19 protein-coding genes are annotated in these 17,126 nt (G+C 69.4%); 15 read left to right on the top strand and 4 right to left on the bottom strand.

Going from position 1 to position 17,126, the window contains the following annotated elements; translation table 11 throughout:
* The first annotated feature begins 59 nt into the window (after positions 1-59).
* The 10 genes from ACYVIP_RS03200 to ACYVIP_RS03245 all read left to right on the top strand — a co-directional run bounded on the left by ACYVIP_RS03200 (position 60) and on the right by ACYVIP_RS03245 (position 8,307).
* The gene (locus ACYVIP_RS03200; RefSeq protein ID WP_460391763.1) at positions 60-1,151 is read left to right on the top strand and encodes a PhoH family protein; all 1,092 of its coding nucleotides are present in this window, start codon (positions 60-62) and stop codon (positions 1,149-1,151) included.
* A 4-nt stretch (positions 1,152-1,155) separates the two neighbouring features.
* Positions 1,156-1,722: an rRNA maturation RNase YbeY gene (gene ybeY / locus ACYVIP_RS03205; RefSeq protein WP_460391765.1), complete on the top strand. Its 567-nt coding sequence runs from the start codon at positions 1,156-1,158 to the stop codon at positions 1,720-1,722.
* Between the two features lie 16 nt (positions 1,723-1,738).
* A complete protein-coding gene (locus ACYVIP_RS03210; protein ID WP_460391767.1) occupies positions 1,739-3,061 on the top strand; it encodes a hemolysin family protein in 1,323 nt (440 codons plus the stop codon).
* Entirely contained in the window at positions 3,054-3,377 is a 324-nt protein-coding gene (locus tag ACYVIP_RS03215) for a cytidine deaminase (protein WP_460391769.1), read from the top strand. The genes ACYVIP_RS03210 and ACYVIP_RS03215 overlap by 8 nt, the downstream gene beginning before the upstream one ends.
* Positions 3,378-3,397: 20 nt before the next feature.
* Entirely contained in the window at positions 3,398-4,306 is a 909-nt protein-coding gene (gene era / locus ACYVIP_RS03220; RefSeq protein ID WP_460391771.1) for a GTPase Era, read from the top strand.
* Between the two features lie 123 nt (positions 4,307-4,429).
* Positions 4,430-5,179, top strand: coding sequence for a DNA repair protein RecO (gene recO / locus ACYVIP_RS03225; RefSeq protein WP_460391773.1), 750 nt, complete (start codon positions 4,430-4,432; stop codon positions 5,177-5,179).
* A 32-nt stretch (positions 5,180-5,211) separates the two neighbouring features.
* Complete coding sequence (locus ACYVIP_RS03230; RefSeq protein WP_460391775.1) at positions 5,212-6,048, top strand: isoprenyl transferase; 837 nt, start codon at positions 5,212-5,214, stop codon at positions 6,046-6,048.
* Positions 6,045-6,470, top strand: coding sequence for a hypothetical protein (locus tag ACYVIP_RS03235; RefSeq protein WP_460391777.1), 426 nt, complete (start codon positions 6,045-6,047; stop codon positions 6,468-6,470). Before ACYVIP_RS03230 ends, ACYVIP_RS03235 begins: the two co-directional genes overlap by 4 nt.
* Positions 6,467-7,462, top strand: coding sequence for a permease (locus tag ACYVIP_RS03240; protein ID WP_460391779.1), 996 nt, complete (start codon positions 6,467-6,469; stop codon positions 7,460-7,462). The genes ACYVIP_RS03235 and ACYVIP_RS03240 overlap by 4 nt, the downstream gene beginning before the upstream one ends.
* A complete protein-coding gene (locus tag ACYVIP_RS03245; RefSeq protein WP_460391781.1) occupies positions 7,459-8,307 on the top strand; it encodes a TIGR03943 family putative permease subunit in 849 nt (282 codons plus the stop codon). The genes ACYVIP_RS03240 and ACYVIP_RS03245 overlap by 4 nt, the downstream gene beginning before the upstream one ends.
* A gap of 11 nt (positions 8,308-8,318) precedes the next feature.
* Here the strand turns inward: ACYVIP_RS03245 and ACYVIP_RS03250 are convergent, their stop codons facing one another.
* A complete protein-coding gene (locus tag ACYVIP_RS03250; RefSeq protein ID WP_460391783.1) occupies positions 8,319-9,347 on the bottom strand; it encodes a LacI family DNA-binding transcriptional regulator in 1,029 nt (342 codons plus the stop codon).
* A 164-nt stretch (positions 9,348-9,511) separates the two neighbouring features.
* Here ACYVIP_RS03250 and ACYVIP_RS03255 point away from each other — a divergent pair, with 164 nt between their 5' ends.
* Genes ACYVIP_RS03255 through ACYVIP_RS03270 form a run of 4 tightly spaced genes read left to right on the top strand, consistent with a single transcriptional unit; the run spans position 9,512 to position 14,080 of the window.
* A complete protein-coding gene (locus tag ACYVIP_RS03255) occupies positions 9,512-10,804 on the top strand; it encodes an ABC transporter substrate-binding protein (RefSeq protein WP_460391947.1) in 1,293 nt (430 codons plus the stop codon).
* Positions 10,804-11,817: a carbohydrate ABC transporter permease gene (locus ACYVIP_RS03260; RefSeq protein ID WP_460391785.1), complete on the top strand. Its 1,014-nt coding sequence runs from the start codon at positions 10,804-10,806 to the stop codon at positions 11,815-11,817. The genes ACYVIP_RS03255 and ACYVIP_RS03260 overlap by 1 nt, the downstream gene beginning before the upstream one ends.
* Positions 11,814-12,680 carry a carbohydrate ABC transporter permease gene (locus tag ACYVIP_RS03265; protein WP_460391787.1) on the top strand — a complete coding sequence of 289 codons (867 nt, stop codon included), beginning with the start codon at positions 11,814-11,816 and terminating at the stop codon, positions 12,678-12,680. Before ACYVIP_RS03260 ends, ACYVIP_RS03265 begins: the two co-directional genes overlap by 4 nt.
* Positions 12,681-12,682: 2 nt before the next feature.
* Positions 12,683-14,080 (top strand): GH1 family beta-glucosidase, encoded by a 1,398-nt coding sequence (locus ACYVIP_RS03270; protein ID WP_460391789.1) that lies wholly within the window; start codon positions 12,683-12,685, stop codon positions 14,078-14,080.
* 87 nt (positions 14,081-14,167) lie between these two features.
* Here ACYVIP_RS03270 and ACYVIP_RS03275 read toward each other — a convergent pair whose 3' ends face one another.
* From ACYVIP_RS03275 to ACYVIP_RS03285, 3 genes are all read right to left on the bottom strand, one after another.
* Entirely contained in the window at positions 14,168-14,581 is a 414-nt protein-coding gene (locus ACYVIP_RS03275) for a Fur family transcriptional regulator (RefSeq protein WP_460391791.1), read from the bottom strand.
* Positions 14,578-14,967 carry an ArsR/SmtB family transcription factor gene (locus tag ACYVIP_RS03280; protein ID WP_460391949.1) on the bottom strand — a complete coding sequence of 130 codons (390 nt, stop codon included), beginning with the start codon at positions 14,965-14,967 and terminating at the stop codon, positions 14,578-14,580. The genes ACYVIP_RS03275 and ACYVIP_RS03280 overlap by 4 nt, the downstream gene beginning before the upstream one ends.
* A gap of 302 nt (positions 14,968-15,269) precedes the next feature.
* A complete protein-coding gene (locus tag ACYVIP_RS03285) occupies positions 15,270-15,542 on the bottom strand; it encodes a DUF6703 family protein (protein WP_460391793.1) in 273 nt (90 codons plus the stop codon).
* 188 nt (positions 15,543-15,730) lie between these two features.
* Here ACYVIP_RS03285 and ACYVIP_RS03290 point away from each other — a divergent pair, with 188 nt between their 5' ends.
* Complete coding sequence (locus ACYVIP_RS03290) at positions 15,731-17,116, top strand: glycine--tRNA ligase (protein WP_460391795.1); 1,386 nt, start codon at positions 15,731-15,733, stop codon at positions 17,114-17,116.
* The last annotated feature ends 10 nt before the right edge of the window (positions 17,117-17,126 follow it).

Consider the following 17,126-nt stretch of genomic DNA (forward strand, 5'->3'; position numbering starts at 1 on the left):
GCTGGAGACACACACCGACGAGTTGGCGCAGTGCGCGCAGAAGGCAGGACCGAGAGCACGTGACCGGTACCGCACGGGGCAACGAGCCTCAGACTTCTGCGCAGTCCACCACCAGCCCCAACAAGTCAGGCGCCCTCGACTCGCCGGGCCAGTCCAGGTTCGTCGTCCCCGATCAGGCGGTGCTGGCGCTGCTCGGCTCACGCGACGAGAACCTCCGGGTCGCCGAGGAGCTGCTCGACGCCGACGTCCACGTTCGCGGCAACGAGGTGACCCTGTCCGGCGAGCCAAGCGACGTCGCGTTCGCCGAACGCGTGTTCGCCGAGCTGGTCACGCTCGCCGGCAAGGGCCAGCAGCTCGGCCCGGACGCCGTGCGCCGCACGGTCGCCATGCTCTCGGCCGGCGCCTCCGAGTCCCCGGCCGAGGTGCTCAGCCTGGACATCGTCTCCCGGCGCGGGCGCACGATCCGCCCCAAGACGCTGAACCAGAAAAAGTACGTCGACGCGATCGACCACCACACCGTCGTGTTCTGCATCGGCCCGGCCGGCACCGGCAAGACCTACCTGGCCATGGCGAAGGCCGTGCAGGCACTGCAGGCCAAACAGGTCAACCGGATCATCCTCACCCGGCCGGCCGTCGAGGCCGGTGAGCGGTTGGGCTTCCTGCCGGGCACGCTCTACGAGAAGATCGACCCGTACCTGCGCCCGCTGTACGACGCGCTGCACGACATGGTCGATCCCGAGTCGATACCTCGGCTGATGCAGGCCGGCACGATCGAGGTGGCGCCGCTCGCCTACATGCGCGGCCGCACGCTCAACGACGCGTTCATCATCCTCGACGAGGCGCAGAACACCTCGCCGGAACAGATGAAGATGTTCCTGACCCGTCTCGGGTTCGGTTCCAAGATCGTCGTCACGGGTGACATCACGCAGGTCGACCTGCCCGGCGGGCAGCAGAGCGGCCTGCGGGTCGTGCAGGGCATCCTCGGCGGGGTCGACGACGTGCACTTCTCGGTGCTGAACAGCCATGACGTGGTACGACACCGGCTGGTCGGCGACATCGTGGACGCCTACGACAGGTGGCAGGCCACACAGGACGCCCAGGAGAACGTGCGCCACCAGGGGCCGCGCGGGCAGGCCCGACGGGGGCGCTGAGACCGTGAGTATCGAGATCGCCAACGAGTCGGGGGTGGCGGTTGACGAACCATCCATCGTCGCCGCCGCTCGGTTCGGGCTCGACCGCATGCAGGTCAGCCGCCTCGCCGAGCTGTCGGTGATGCTCGTCAGCCTGGACGTGATGGCCGACCTGCACGAGCGCTACCTCGACCTGCCTGGGCCGACCGACGTCATGGCCTTCCCCATGGACGAACTGGACTCGGCCCGCCGGCCGGACGCACCCGACCCGGGACCGACGTTGCTCGGCGACCTCGTGCTCTGCCCGACGTTCGCCCGTGACCAGGCGCACAAGGCTGGTCACAGCCTGATGGACGAGCTGCACCTGCTCACCATCCACGGCGTGCTGCACCTGCTCGGCTACGACCACGCCGAGCCGGCCGAGGAACGCGAGATGTTCACCCTGCAGAAGCGGATCCTGGCCGACTTCAAGACCGAACGGGCGGCCGCCCAGCGGCGCGCGGCGCAGCGGCGCGAGGACGACAAGCTGCTCGGCGCCGTCGGCCTGACAGCACCGCAACCGCCCAAACCGCCGGACGAGCCGGCCGAGTAGCTGCACGGGAGAAGCGGTGTCAGACACGGCCGGTCTACTGGTGATCGCAGTATTGCTCGTGGTGGCCGCTGGCATGTTCGCCTGCGCGGACGCGGCCCTGTCGGCGGTCTCGAGAGCCCGGGTCGAAGGGCTGGTGCGCAGTGGGCGCGCCGGGGCACGCCAGCTGATCGCGGTGGTGTCCGATCGGCCGCGGCACATCAACCTCCTCCTGCTGCTGCGGCTCAGCTGCGAGCTGGCCGCGACGGTTCTGGTCACCGTGGCCTGCATGCAGCTGATCGAACGCGGCTGGCTGGCCGGCCTGGTCGCGGCGGTCGGCATGCTGGTCGTGTCCTATGTGCTGGTCGGTGTCGGGCCGAGGACGCTCGGGCGACAGCATCCGTACGCGGTCGGACTGATCGCCGCCGGGCCGGTGCGTGCGCTCGGCTCGGTACTCGGTCCGCTGTCGCGGCTGCTGATCGTCGTCGGTAACGCGATCACCCCCGGCCGGGGGTTTCGGGAGGGACCGTTCTCCTCCGAGGTGGAGCTGCGGGAACTCGTCGACATGGCGCAGGAGAGCGGCGTCGTCGACGAGGGCGAGCGGGAGATGATCCACTCGGTGTTCGAACTGCGTGGCACGATCGCCCGTGAGGTCATGGTGCCCCGCACCGAGATGGTGTGGATCGAGCAGGCGAAGTCGGTTCGCCAGGCACTCGCGCTCTCGTTGCGCACCGGGTACACCCGGCTGCCGGTGATCGGCGAGTCGGTCGACGAGATCGTCGGCGTGGTCAATCTGAAGGACCTGGTCAAAGTCACCATGGAGGCGCTGGACCAGGGGGAGCCGCGCGCCACCGTCGGCGACCTGATGGGCGAGGCCACCTTCGTGCCGGACACCAAACGCCTCGACGACCTGCTGCGCGAGATGCAACTGTCCCGCAACCATCTGGCGATCGCGGTCGACGAGTACGGCGGCACGGCTGGGCTGCTGACGATCGAGGACATCCTGGAGGAGATCGTCGGCGAGATCACCGACGAGTCCGACACCGCCGACCGCCCGCCGATCGACCACCTCACGGACGGCTCGATCCGGGTCAGCTCCCGGCTGCCGGTCGAGGACCTTGGCGAACTGTTCGGCATCGAGCTCGGCGACCACGATGTGGAGACCGTCGGCGGTCTGCTGGCCCAACGCCTTGGCCGGGTCCCGTTGCCCGGCACCGAGGCCGAGATCTCGGGCTTACGCATGCTGGCCGAGGGTGGCAAGGACAGCCGAGGCCGCATGCGGATCACCTCGGTCGTGGTGCGGTGCCTGCCAACCGGCGACCTGGAACGCACCGAGGACGAGAGGAGCGCGGAGCGTGCCTGACCTTGACCCCGAGGACGCGAAGCTGATCACGCTGGCCAGGTCGGCCCGCGCGCGGACCGGTGCCGAGGAGGGGGCCGCCGTGCGCGACCTCGACGGCCGCACCTACGTGGCCGCAACGGTTTCGCTGCCGTCACTGTCGCTGACCGCACTCCAGGCGGCCGTCGCGGCAGCGGTCTCGTCCGGGGTCGAGGGACTCGAGGCGGCGGTCGTGGTCACCGCACAGCGACAACTCGACCCGGCTTCCCTGGCCGCGGTGGCCGACCTCAGCCCCGATGCCCCGGTGCTGCACGCGGACCCGTCGGGCACCGTTCGCTGAACGCGGGCGACAATGGACAGGTGACCACACCGGACGTTCAGCACCGCTCTGGCTTCGCCTGCTTCGTCGGACGTCCCAACACCGGGAAGTCCACGCTCACGAACGCGCTCGTCGGTGCCAGGGTCGCGATCACCTCCAGTAAGCCGCAGACCACCCGGCACGCCATTCGCGGCATCGTCCAGCGGTCGGACGCGCAGCTGATCATCGTCGACACTCCCGGCCTGCACCGCCCGCGGACCTTGCTCGGGCAGCGGCTGAACGACGTCGTGCGGGCGACCTGGTCCGAAGTGGACGTTGTCGGTCTCTGTGTGCCCGCCAACGAGAAGATCGGTCCGGGGGACCGGTTCATCGCGACCGAACTGGTCAAGCTGTCCCGGCACACGCCCGTCGTCGGGGTGGTCACCAAGACCGACCTGGCCTCCCGGCAGCAGATCGCCGACCAGCTGATGGCTCTGCAGGACGTGATGACGTTCGCCGACCTCATCCCGGTGTCCGCAGTGGACGACTTCCAGGTCGACTCGCTCGCCGACGTGCTGGTCGCCCGGCTGCCGGAGGGACCGCAGCTCTATCCGGACGGCGAGCTGACCGACGAGCCGGAGGCCATCCTCATCGCCGAGCTGATCCGCGAGGCCGCGCTCGAAGGCGTGCGAGACGAACTGCCGCACTCGATCGCGGTGACCATCGAGGAGATCGTGCCCAGGGCGGACCGCGACGACCTGCTGGACGTCTACGCCAACCTTTATGTCGAACGCGACAGCCAGAAGGGCATCGTGCTCGGACACAAGGGGGAGCGGCTGCGCATGGTCGGCTCGACCGCCCGCCGCCAGATCGCCGCACTGCTCGGCAGCAAGATCTACCTGCACCTGCATGTCAAGGTCGCCAAGGACTGGCAGCGCGACCCGAAGCAGCTGCGCCGCCTGGGTTTCTGACGTTCGCCGCCGGCGGCGGCAGGTCGTCCGGCAGGAACTGGGCGTCCGGCAGCTCGCGGGCCCACGGAGCAGCAGCATCGTGTCGGCCACGAAACCGTCGGCCGGGAATGAGACGATGGACCGGTGAGCCTCTACCGCGACACCGGTGTGGTGCTGCGCGTACAGAAGCTCGGCGAGGCCGACCGGATCATCACGCTCGTCACCCGCAAGCACGGCAAGGTGCGCGCGGTCGCCAAGGGCGTGCGCCGCACCACCTCCCGCTTCGGTGCGCGGGTAGAGCCGTTCGCGCACGTCGACGTGCAGTTCTACACCGGCCGCACGCTCGACATCATCACCCAGGTGCAGACGCTCGACGCGTTCGGCGCCGGCATCATCTCCGACTACCAGCGCTACACCGCGGGCTGCGCGATCCTGGAGACCACCGACCGCCTCTCCGCCGAGGAAGGCGAGCCCGTCCTGCGGCTGTACCTGCTGCTCACCGGCGCCCTGCGCGCCCTGGCCGACGGGCAGCGCGACGCCTCCCTGGTCCTCGACGCGTTCCTGCTGCGCGCGATGGCCTTCGCCGGCTGGGCACCGGCCGTGCGCGAGTGCGCCCGCTGCAACGAGCCCGGTCCGCACAAGTCGTTCTCCATCCAGGCCGGCGGCTCGGTCTGCCCGCGCTGCCGCCCCGCCGGGTCCGCCGTCCCCGCCCAGGACACCATCGCCCTGATGGACGCGCTGGCGCACGGCACGTGGGACGTCGCCGAGGCGGCCACGCTCACCGCGCGACGGGAGGGCAGCGGGCTGATCGCCGCGCTGCTCCAATGGCACCTCGAGCGGCAACTCCGCTCGCTGCCACTGGTGGAGCGCAGGGGCGTGCCGAGCGGTCAGTAGGGTCGGGACCCGAGCGACCCATGGAGGACAAGTTGCTTCGGCGACGAACCAGCACACCCACCCGACAGGCGGAGAGATTCGAACCGCCGGCTCCGCACCCGTCCGGCGCGCGGCCCCCCGCCATCCCCGCGCAGTTCGTGCCCCAACACGTGGCGATCGTGATGGACGGCAACGGCCGGTGGGCCAACCAACGCGGGCTCACCCGGGTCGAAGGACACAAACGCGGCGAGGCGGTGGTCGTCGAAGCCGCCCGTGGCTGCATCGAGCTGGGCGTGAAGTGGCTGTCGCTGTACGCGTTCTCCACCGAGAACTGGCGTCGCAGCCCGGAGGAGGTCCGCTTCCTCATGGGCTTCTCCCGTGACGTCATCCGCCGCCGCACCGATGAACTCGGCGCGATGGGCGTGCGGGTCCGCTGGGCGGGCAGGCGCCCCCGGCTGTGGCGCAGTGTGATCACCGAACTCGAGTCCGCCGAGCGCCGCACCGCCGACAACGACATACTCAACCTGGCCATGTGCGTCAACTACGGCGGTCGCGCCGAAGTTGGCGACGCGGCCAGGGAGATCGCCCGGCTCGCCGCCGCCGGCAAGCTCAACCCGGAGAAGGTGGACCAGCGGACGATCGCCAAGTACCTGTACCAACCAGACATGCCGGACGTGGACCTGTTCATCCGGCCATCGGGTGAACAGCGGACCTCCAACTTCATGCTGTGGCAGTCCGCCTACGCTGAGTTGGTGTTCCAGGACATCCTGTGGCCGGATTTCGACCGGCGCGACCTGTGGCGCGCGTGCGAGCAGTACGCGCGCCGCGACCGCCGGTTCGGCGGCGCCATCGACGCCGCGACGGCCACGGACAGCGAGGGGGAAGCATGACCGAACAGGAGGCGCTCACCACCGCCGACCTGCTCACCAAGGCCCGCAAGGCGTTGGAGACCTTCCACGACGTGCACGTGGACGACGACGGCGCGCTGAGCTTCCGGCACGTCGACGTGCCGTGCGCGGTGCAGGCCATGCAGCTGTCCGAGGGGCTGACGGTGCTCAGCCTGACCTGCGTGGTCGCGTGGGATCTGCCGGACGACCCGAAGCTCGCCTCCTCCGCGGCCGAGCGCGCGGGTGAGGGCCTGTTCGGCACGCTCGGCGTCGTACACACCGACAAAGGCATGGACGTCACGCTGCGCTATGCCTTCCCGGCCGACGGGATCGCCGAGACCGCCCTCGGCACGCTGCTGATGCTGGTCGTCTCCACGGCGTCCCAGCTGCGTGCCGAGCTGCTGGACGAGGCACCGAAGCGGTGACCGCCGAGGCACCTGCCGCCGCTCGGTCGAGGCGGCGGTTCACCTCACTCGAAGTCCTCTGCGTGCTGTTCGTGGTCGCGTTGGTCGGCCAGACCTGGATCGCCTCGGCGCTCGACGCCCCGGCGCTGCGGACCGGGGCGACCGTGTTCGTCGCGGTGTGCGTGCAGGCGCTGCCGTTCCTGGTGCTTGGCGTCCTGGTGAGCGGCGCGATCGCGGCGTTCGTGTCCGCCGACATGTTGCGCCGGGTACTGCCGCGACGGGCCGCGCTGGCCGTGCCGGTCGCCGGCGTGGCCGGGGTCGCGCTGCCCAACTGTGAGTGCGCCGCGGTGCCGGTGGCCCGGCGGCTCATCCAGCAGGACGTGCCCGCGTCGGTCGCGCTGACCTTCCTGCTCGCCGCGCCGGCGGTGAACCCCATCGTGCTGGTCGCCACCGCGGTCGCCTTCCCCGGCGAACCGATGATGGTGCTCGCCCGGTTCGCCGGCTCGATGGCCACCGCCCTGGTCGTCGGCTGGCTCTGGGCCCGGTTCGGCCGGGGGGAGTGGTTCTCCTCGTGGGCCACCCGCCGGGTGCCGCCGCCCAGGGGCGGCCGCTCCCGCTGGGCGATGTTCGCCGAGACCGCCCGCCAGGATCTCGTCGAGGCCGGTGGGTTTCTGGTGATCGGCGGCCTGACCTCGGCGGTGCTCAACGTCGCCGTGCCCCGCTCGTGGATCGACACGCTGGGCGACCAGGTCGTGCTCGGCATCATCGTGATGGCCGTGCTCGCCGTGCTGCTCGCGCTGTGCAGCGAGGCGGACGCGTTCGTCGCGGCGTCGCTGTCGGCGCTCCCGCTGCTGCCGAGGCTGGTGTTCCTGGTGGTCGGGCCGGCCATCGACATCAAGCTGTTCGCCCTGCAGGCGGGCACGCTCGGCCGCCGCTTCGCGCTCCGGTTCGCCCCGTTGACCTTCGTGGTCGCCGTGGCGTGCGCGGTGCTGGCCGGGGTGGTGTTCCTGTGAGGCGCGAGACGCAGAACATCCTGCTGGTGCTCCTCGGCGGCGCCCTGCTGAAGATCTCGTTCACCGGCACCTACCTGCGCTACGTCAAGCCGGCCCACCAGTGGCTGCTGGTCCTGGCCGGGGTCGTGATGCTCGTGCTGGCCGTGGTCTCGATCGTCCGCGACCTGACCGGCCGCGCCCCGGCCGTTCACACCGATGACCACCATGGCGAGCCCGCCGAGCACCGACCCGATGAGCACGCGGACGACGGCACCGTCACCGACAGCCACGCCGATGACCACGTTGACAGCCATGCGGACAGCCATGCGGACAGCCATGCCGAAGCCGGCCATTCCCACTCGACCCGCAGCGCGTGGCTGCTGGCCCTCCCGGTCCTGGCCGTGTTCCTGGTGGCGCCGCCCGCGCTGGGAGCCGACTCGGTCCAACGCGCCGCCGACTCCGCCCCACGCGTCGTCGCCAACACCGACGACGGCATGATCGACTACCCGCCGCTGCCGGCGGGCGCGCCGCCCGTGCTCCCGCTGACCGACTTCATCGAACGCGCTGCCTGGGACTCCGGCGACTCCCTGGACAGCCGCCAGATCCGGCTGACCGGCTTCGTGGTGCACGAGGGCGCCACCAGCTACCTCGCCCGCATCGCCATCGGCTGCTGCGCCGCCGACGCCTACCCGGTCAAGGTCAAGCTCACCGGCACCGACCTGGCCGGCTACCCCAACGACAGCTGGGTCGAGGCCACCGTCGAACTGGTCCCCGACTCGGCCACCAAGGCCAACGGCTACATCCCCACGGCCACCGTGCACGCCGTCCGCCCGGTCGCCGAGCCGGCGGACCCGTACGAGCACTAGGCGCCTCGCCGTCAGGCCGAGTCCCGCACCGCCAGGGTCACCGGCAGGACGATCGTGTCCGGCCGCACCTGGTCGCCGGCCAGCAGCGCCATCAGCGTGCGGACCATGTGGCGGATCTGCTCGCGCGGGTCCTGGTGCACCGAGGTCAGCGGCGGGTTCATCGCGGGGGCCAGGGTCGGCTGGTCGTCGAAGCCGATGATGCCGATGTCGTCGGGGATGCTGCGCCCGGCGGCGCGGATGGCCCGCATCGCCCCCGCGGCCATCGGGTCACTGGCCGCGAACACCCCGTCCAGGTCAGGCGCCCGTTCGAGTAACGCGGTCATCGCGCGCTCCCCGCTCGGCATGGTGAAGTCCCCGGCCTCCGACAGCCCCGTCGGGTCGAGGCCGAACTCCACCAGGGCGTCCTGCCAGCCGGCGAGCCGGTCGGACGCCGCGGGATGGTCGAGCATGCCGGTCACGGTCGCGATCCGGCGCCGGCCCGTCGACAGCAGGTGGCGCACGGCCAGCCGGGCACCCGCACGGTTGTCGAAGTCGACCGCGTGTACCCCGCGGCGTACCGAGCCTGGCCGGCCGCCGTAGACCACCGGCAGGCGCAGCAACCGCAGCGCGGTAGGCAGCGGGTCCCCCTGGTGCGGGGCGAAGACCATCGCCCCGTCCACGTGGCCGCCCTCGAGGAACCGGATGGTCCTCGGCACGTCCTCGCGGCTGTCGACGAACATCAACAGCATCTGCACCCCGGTCGCGGACAGCTCCCGGTACGCGCCGTGCATGACCGTGGCGAAGTACGGATCGTCCAGCACCTTCGACTCCGGCTCGGACAGGATCACGGCCACGGCCCCGGTCCGGCGGGTCACCAGCGAGCGGGCCGCCTGGTTGGGGGAGTAGCCGAGCTCTCTTGCCGCGCCAAGGACCTTCTCCCGTGACCGGGTGCTGACATAGGCATCGTCGTTGAGCGCGCGGGACGCGGTGGAACGAGACACGCCTGCGTAGGCGGCTACGTCCTCCAACGTCGGGCGTTCGTCCTGGGAGCGGGGTGGCACGCAGGGAGTCTATCGGCAGATTCTGGGAGCGCTCCCTAACGATCTGGATAAAGGGCGCGGTGTTTTCCTTGACAGCCTGGAGTGCTCCGGACCACACTCGGTATCTCGTTCTGGGAGCGCTCCCAGAATTCAGTCAGACAAAAGGGACGACAGACGTGCGACGTATGCAAACAAGGGTGTTAGCCGGCGCGATCTCGCTCACCGCGATGGTCGGTCTGACTGCCTGTGGCGAAGACGGCTCCCCGTCGGAGGGCAGCGGCGACGACGGCGGCCAGATTGAACTCACCATCGGCACGTTCACCGAGTTCGGCTATGAGGACCTGCTCAAGGAGTACGAGCGCCTGAACCCGGGGGTCCGGATCACCCACCACAAGACCGGCCAGGGTGGGCCCTACCACCAGCAGCTGTTCACCAAGCTCGCGGCGAACTCCGGCCTGGAGGACGTCGTGGCGATCGAGGAGGGGCACATCCCCGACGTCCTCGACAAGCCACACCTGTTCAACAACCTCGGCGACATCGGCCCCGCCGACGTGAAGCCGGACCGCTGGCTGGACTGGAAGGTCGAGGCGGCCACCGCCAAGGACGGCACCTGGATCGGCTACGGCACCGACATCGGACCGCTGGCGATGTGCTACCGCAAGGACCTGTTCGACGCGGCGGGCCTGCCATCCGACCCGGAGGCCGTCAAGCCCCTGTTCGAGTCCTGGGAGTCCTACTTCGAGGCGGGCGACACCTACGTCGAGGAGACCGGCAAGGCCTGGTACGACTCGAACTCCCAGATCTTCAACGCGATGCAGAACCAGCTCGAGACCGGTTACCTGAACGAGGACAACAAGCTGTCGATCGAGTCCAACAAGGACATCAGGGCCAACTGGGACCAGGTGACCGCGGCGGGCAGCCGGGGTCAGACCGCGAAGCTGGTCGCGTTCAGTCCGGAGTGGAACAACGGCTTCAAGCAGGGCGCCTTCGCCACCAAGACCTGCCCGTCCTGGATGCTCGGCGTGGTCGAGGAGCAGGCGGGGCCGGAGAACGCGGGCAAGTGGGCGGTCACCGACGCCTTCCCCGGCGGCGGCGGCAACTGGGGCGGTTCCTTCCTCGCCGTGCCGAAGCAGAGCCAGCACCCCGAGGAGGCGGCGAAGCTCGCCGCCTGGCTGACCGCGCCGGAGCAGCAGGTCAAGGCCTTCCAGAAGACCGGCAACTTCCCCAGCCAGGTCGACGCGCTGTCCTCGCCGGAGCTGCTGAACTTCACCAACGAGTACTTCGGTGGCGTGAAGGCCGGCGAGCTGTTCGCCACGCAGGCGAACAAGGTCGAGAAGGCCCAGTACAAGGGCCCCGGCGACGGCAAGATCCAGGAGAACGCCACCAGCCCGGCACTGCAGGCGGTCGAGCAGGGCAACAAGTCCCCTGAGGACGGTTGGCAGCAGGCGGTGGACGCCGCCAAGAGGATCACCGGCTGATGACGAGTTCGGTCGACACGAACGCGGAGCGGGTGCCGAGCAGAGCGGCGCCCGCCCCGCCTCGGTCACCCAAACCGCGGCTGACCTGGCGCCAGCGGCTGAGCGTGCTCGACGTGACGTGGTCGCCCTACCTGTACATCGCGCCGTTCTTCGTGGTGTTCGGGGTGGTCGGGCTCTTCCCGGTGCTGTACACGGCGTACCTGTCGCTGTTCGATCGTGAGCTGCTCGACATCGAGGGCACCTGGGTCGGGTTCGCCAACTACGCGACCCTGCTCGGCGACGCCCAGTTCTGGACCGCGCTGGGCAACACGGTCAGCATCTTCCTGCTCTCGACCATCCCGCAGATCATCGTCGCGGTCGCGCTGGCCGCGCTGCTCAACACCCGCCTGCGCGCGCCAACCGGCTGGCGGGTGGGCGTCCTGCTGCCCTATGTGGCGAGCCTGGTGGCGCTCGGCATCATCTTCGCCAACCTGTTCGGGCCGAACTACGGCCTGGTCAACGGGATGCTCGAGCTGCTCGGGTTCGACCGGATCGACTGGCAGGCCAACCGGTTCGCCTCCCACGTGGCGATCGCGGTCATGGTGAACTGGCGCTGGACCGGGTACAACGCGCTGATCGTGCTGGCCGCGATGAAGGCGATCCCGAGGGATGTCCACGAGGCCGCCATGATCGACGGCGCGGGCGCGATGCGGCGGTTCTTCAGCGTGACCATGCCGTTGTTGCGGCCGACGCTGATCTTCGTGGTGGTCACCTCGACCATCGGTGGGCTGCAGATCTTCACCGAGCCCAAACTGTTCGACGCGATGCCAGGGTCGAACAACGGCGGATCGTCCAACCAGTTCCAGACGATCACGCTGTACATGTACCAAACCGCGTTCGAGACCCAGGATCTCGGCTACGCGTCCGCGGTCGCGTGGGTGCTGTTCGTGCTGATCATCGTGATCGCGCTGATCAACTTCCTGCTCACCCGTAGGCTGGCGTCGACCGGTTCGGCCGAGGACGGTGCCCGATGATCGCGCTACCGGTGCGGGTCCGCCGGCACACGGTCGACGCGACGGGCGCGCGCCGCGCCCGGTTCTGGGTGTACGGACTGCTGATCGCGTTCCTGATCGGTTCGATCTTCCCGTTCTACTGGTCGTTCCTGGTCGCGAGCCGGGACAGCTCGATGCTCACCGAGCAACTGCCGCCGCTGCTGCCCGGCGGGAACTTCCTGTCCAACGCGGCCAGGGTCTTCGACTCCGTGCCGTTCTGGAAGTCGTTGGGCAACAGCGTGATCGTGTCCGGCACGGTGACCCTGACCACGGTCCTGTTCTCCACCCTGGCCGGGTTCGCCTTCGCCAAGCTGCGCTTCCGCGGCCGCAACGCGCTGTTCGTGGTCGTGGTCGCGACGCTCGCGGTGCCCACCCAGCTCGGCATCATCCCGCTGTACATGGCGATGGCCGAGTTCGGTTGGGCGGGCGAGCTGCAGGCGGTGATCGTGCCGAACCTGGTGACCGCGATCGGCGTGTTCTGGATGCGGCAGTACACGATGCAGGTGGTTCCCTACGAGCTCATCGAGGCTGCCAGGGTGGACGGCTGCTCGATGATCCGGGTGTACTGGCACGTCTGCCTGCCGGCGGTGCGCCCGGCCGCCGCGTTCCTCGGCATGTTCACGTTCATGACCTCGTGGAACGACTTCCTGTGGCCGCTGGTCGTGCTGAACGCGGAGAACCCGACCGTTCAGCTGGCGTTGGAGCGGCTGCAGAGTGGGTTCTACGTCGACTACTCGCTGGTGTTGGCGGGAACCACGCTCGCGACCATTCCGATCCTGATCGTTTTCGTCGTACTCGGCCGCCAGATCGTGGCCGGGATCATGCAAGGCGCCGTGAAGGGGTGACCATGTCAGTTTTGCCGGAGTCAGCACAGTCCGTGTCGCTGCGTTTTCCCACTGGTTTCGTCTGGGGTGCGGCGACCGCGGCGTTCCAGATCGAGGGATCGACCACTGTGGACGGTCGAACGGACTCGATCTGGGACGAGTTCTGCCGCCGGCCAGGCGCCGTGGTGAACGGCGACACCGGTGATCCGGGGGCCGACCACTACCGGCGATACGGGTCGGATGTCGACCTGATGTCGTCGCTGGGTATCGGCGCGTACCGGTTCTCGGTGTCCTGGCCGAGGGTGCGCCCGGACGCGGGACCGGTGAACGAGGCCGGCTTCGACTTCTACGACCGCCTGGTGGACCGGCTGCTCGCCGCGGGCATCGCGCCCTACGCCACGCTCTACCACTGGGACCTGCCACAGACCCTGCAGGTCGACGGCGGGTGGACGTCCCGGGACACGGCCTACCGGTTCGCCGAGTACGCCACCACCGTCGCCGAGCGGCTGGGCGACCGGGTGGCCGGCTGGATGACGATGAACGAGCCGTGGTGCGCGGCGTTCCTCGGCTACGGGTCGGGTCGGCACGCGCCGGGCGTGACCTCGCCCACCGCGGCCGTCGCGGCGGTGCATCACCTGCTGCTCGGCCACGGGCTGGCGATGGAGAGCATCCGCGCGGCGTCGGCGGCGCCCGCCGGGATCACGCTGAACCTGTTCCCGGTACACGCCGAGACGGAGTCCGACGAGGACGCGGAGACCGTCCGGCGGGTCGATGGCCTGCAGAACCGGGTGTTCCTGGACCCGGTGCTGCGTGGCGCCTACCCGGAGGACGTGCTGGCCGACCTGACCCCGTACGGCCTGCCCGAGCTGATCAAGGACGGTGACGAGGCGATCATCGGTGCCCCGGTCGACCTGCTTGGCGTGAACTACTACCGCGCCCTGCTGGTCGGAGCCCCCACGGCGCCGCCGGACGGCGAGCCGACGGAGTGGGTCGGGGTCGAGGGCGTGCGGTTCCTGTCCAGCGGCCAGCCGCGCACGGAGATGGACTGGGAGGTGCAGCCGGCGGGGTTGACCGAGACGCTGGTGAAGTTGCACGAGGAGTACCCGGATGTGGCGCTCTACGTGACCGAGAACGGTGCGGCCTATCCCGACGAGGTGACCCCGGCCGGGACGATCGTGGACCACGACCGCATCGCGTTCCTGGACGGGCATCTCCGCGCTGCGCTGGCGGCGATCCAGCAGGGCGTGGACCTGCGCGGGTACTTCTACTGGTCGCTGCTGGACAACCTCGAGTGGGCCGAGGGCTATGCCAAGCGGTTCGGCCTGGTGCACGTCGACTTCGAGAGCCAGCAGCGCACGCCGAAGGAGAGCGCGCACTGGTATGCCGACGTGATCGCCCGCAACGGACTGCCCGCGGAGTAACCACCGGGGGTGGGAGGGCGCTCGGATCGTGACCGCACCCACGACCGAGCGCCCTCAGTGCGCGCCCGGCTGGCGTCGCCAGCGGTGTCAGCCCGCGCAGCTCCCGCAGGTGCCGAACACCTCGACGGTGTGGCTCACCTGGGAAAACCCGTTCTCGGCTGCGACTTTCTCCGCCCACTTCTCGACCGCGGGACCCTCGACCTCGACCGTACGGCCACAGGCACGGCACACGAGGTGGTGATGGTGATGCCGCGAACAGCGCCGGTAGACGGCCTCGCCGCTGTCGATGCGCAGGACGTCGATCTCGCCCGCGTCGGCCAGCGACTGGAGGGTGCGGTAAACCGTGGTCAGCCCGATGCCCTCACCGCGGGTACGGAGTTCTTCGTGCAGTTCCTGAGCGGAGCGGAAGTCGTCGAGCTGCTCCAGCAGGGTGGCGACCGCGGCCCGCTGTCTGGTCGAACGCCGCCCCGGGACGGTCGGCGTGGAATGGTTGCTGGTCAACTGCCCTCCTCGACGTGCGCGACGGCGTCGACCACGATGTGCGCCAAGTGCTCGTCGACCAGGCTGTAGACGACCTCACGGCCATGCCGCTCACCGTGCACGACGCCGGCGGACTTCAGCACCCGCAGGTGCTGGCTGATCAGTGGCTGCGCGACGCTGAGGGCGTCGACCAACTCATGAACGCACCGGTCATGCTCCCGCAACTCCAGCACGATCGCGATGCGCACCGGTGCGGCGAGTGCGCGCAGCAGGTCGCCGGCCGCCGACATGGCCGCGCTCGGCCGCCCGTCCCCGACATCGACCGGGGATCGTTCCGACCAGTGCTCGACTCCATGGTCATCATCGGCGGTGAGCGGGTCGCCGAGCGGGTCGGCATGGCCAGCCAGTTCGCCGACGAGCTGATCCGCGAGGTCCTCGGTGGGGCGGGCTTGCTCGCTGTGGGTGAGTTCCCCACCGCGCCTCGCCACCGAAGCAGGGTCGCCGTCGGCGAGGGCGGCCGAGGAGCGGCGGCCCGCGGGGCGGTGACCGACTGGTTGCCCACTCGGCTGCGGGGGTGTCCGCGCGGTGGCGTCCGACGTCACGGCACACATCCTCCCGATAGTGGTTACCGTGTTCAACATCCTACGGCGTGGGAGTGTTCCGTTCAGCGCACCGAGATCTCAGCCGCCACTTCTCAGAGCACCGGTTCTCAGAGCACCGAGATCGCGATCGCCACCAGGACGGCGAGCACCAGCATGCGGCCGACCCGCTGAGATGGCGAGAGCACTTGCCAGGTCGCGCTGAGCATGGCCGCGACGGCGGCCGCGAGCAGGCCGAGTAGCAGCGCGCCGGTTACCCCGCGCATCAGGACACCGGTGACGAACACCGCGGCCACGACCAGGAACGCCACCAGCGGCGCCACCCGCGCGAGCGGGCCGTCGCCAGGTAGCAGCCTGGATTTCATCGATCGCTTGCCGCGCACCCATCCTCCTTACGGACGCATCATCGATTACAGTTTGTAACGACAGTCCTGGGGTGGTCGACCCAATCTGTCACCCGTTCGTGGAACCTGTGATGGGGCTAGGCTTTCACGGCTGTGCCCCCGCCAAGGGTTCGTCGAATGCCCCTATTGAACGCCCTGGCCCCGAGCGCACAGCAGTTGGAGTGCCCATGCCCGCCGATCGCGTCGAGACTGTTGTCAGCCTGTGCAAGCGTCGCGGCTTCGTCTACCCCTGCGGAGAGATCTACGGCGGCACCCGCTCGGCCTGGGATTACGGCCCGCTCGGCGTGGAGCTCAAGGACAACATCAAACGCGAGTGGTGGCGGACGATGGTGCACCGCCGCGAGGATGTGGTCGGGCTCGACTCCTCGGTGATTCTGCCCAAGCAGGTGTGGGTGGCCTCCGGGCACACCTCGGCCTTCCACGATCCGCTCGTCGAGTGCACCGCGTGCCACCGGCGGTACCGGGCCGACCAACTCGCCGAGGAGTACATCGCCCGCGAGGGCCAGCCGGCCGCCGAGGACAACCTGACCGACGTGCCGTGCCCGAACTGCGGGGTGCGTGGTGCCTACACCCCGCCGCGCGAGTTCAACATGATGCTCAAGACCCACCTCGGTCCGGTCGCGTCCGACGAGGGGATGCACTACCTGCGCCCGGAGACCGCGCAGGGCATCTTCGTGAACTTCCTCAACGTGCTCACCACCGCGCGACGCAAGCCGCCGTTCGGCATCGGGCAGATCGGCAAGTCGTTCCGCAACGAGATCACGCCGGGCAACTTCATCTTCCGCACCCGCGAGTTCGAACAGATGGAGATGGAGTTCTTCGTCGAGCCGGGGACCGACGAGGAATGGCACCAGTACTGGATCGACGAGCGGTTGCGCTGGTACACCGACCTCGGCATCCGCCGGGAGAACCTCCGGCTCTACGAGCACCCCGCCGACAAACTCGCGCACTACGCCAAGCGCACGGTCGACATCGAGTACCGGTTCGAGTTCGGCGGCCTGGAGTGGGGCGAACTCGAGGGGATCGCCAACCGCACGGACTTCGACCTCACCACGCACGCCAACAACTCCGGGGTCGACCTGTCCTATTTCGACCAGATGACCAACTCGCGGTACCGGCCGTTCGTGATCGAACCCGCCGCCGGGGTCGGCCGCCCGCTGATGGCCTTCCTGCTCGACGCCTACCGCGAGGACGAGGCGCCCAACGCCAAGGGCGGCGTGGACAAGCGCGCCGTGCTGAGCCTGGACCGCAGGCTCGCGCCGGTGAAGGTCGCGGTGCTTCCCCTGTCCCGCAACGCCGACCTGACCCCGAAGGCCCGTGACGTCGCCGCGGCGCTGCGCCGGCACTGGAACGTCGACTTCGACGACGCGGGCGCCATCGGTCGGCGCTACCGCCGCCAGGACGAGATCGGTACCCCGTTCTGCGTGACCGTCGACTTCGACTCGCTCAACGACCACGCCGTCACCGTGCGCGAGCGTGACTCGATGGTGCAGCAGCGCATCTCGGTCGACAAGCTCGAGAACTACCTCGGTGGTCAGCTGATCGGGTGCTGATCTGAGTGGC

The organism is Actinophytocola sediminis (assembly GCF_054779715.1).

What these genes read in the sequence shown, in the direction of transcription:
- ACYVIP_RS03235 (WP_460391777.1), top strand. Translation starts at nt 6,045, where the DNA reads ATGACCGAACAGGAGGCGCTCACCACCGCCGACCTGCTCACCAAGGCC.
- ACYVIP_RS03255 (WP_460391947.1), top strand. Translation starts at nt 9,512, where the DNA reads ATGCAAACAAGGGTGTTAGCCGGCGCGATCTCGCTCACCGCGATGGTC.
- ACYVIP_RS03260 (WP_460391785.1), top strand. Translation starts at nt 10,804, where the DNA reads ATGACGAGTTCGGTCGACACGAACGCGGAGCGGGTGCCGAGCAGAGCG.
- ACYVIP_RS03265 (WP_460391787.1), top strand. Translation starts at nt 11,814, where the DNA reads ATGATCGCGCTACCGGTGCGGGTCCGCCGGCACACGGTCGACGCGACG.
- ACYVIP_RS03270 (WP_460391789.1), top strand. Translation starts at nt 12,683, where the DNA reads ATGTCAGTTTTGCCGGAGTCAGCACAGTCCGTGTCGCTGCGTTTTCCC.
- ACYVIP_RS03290 (WP_460391795.1), top strand. Translation starts at nt 15,731, where the DNA reads ATGCCCGCCGATCGCGTCGAGACTGTTGTCAGCCTGTGCAAGCGTCGC.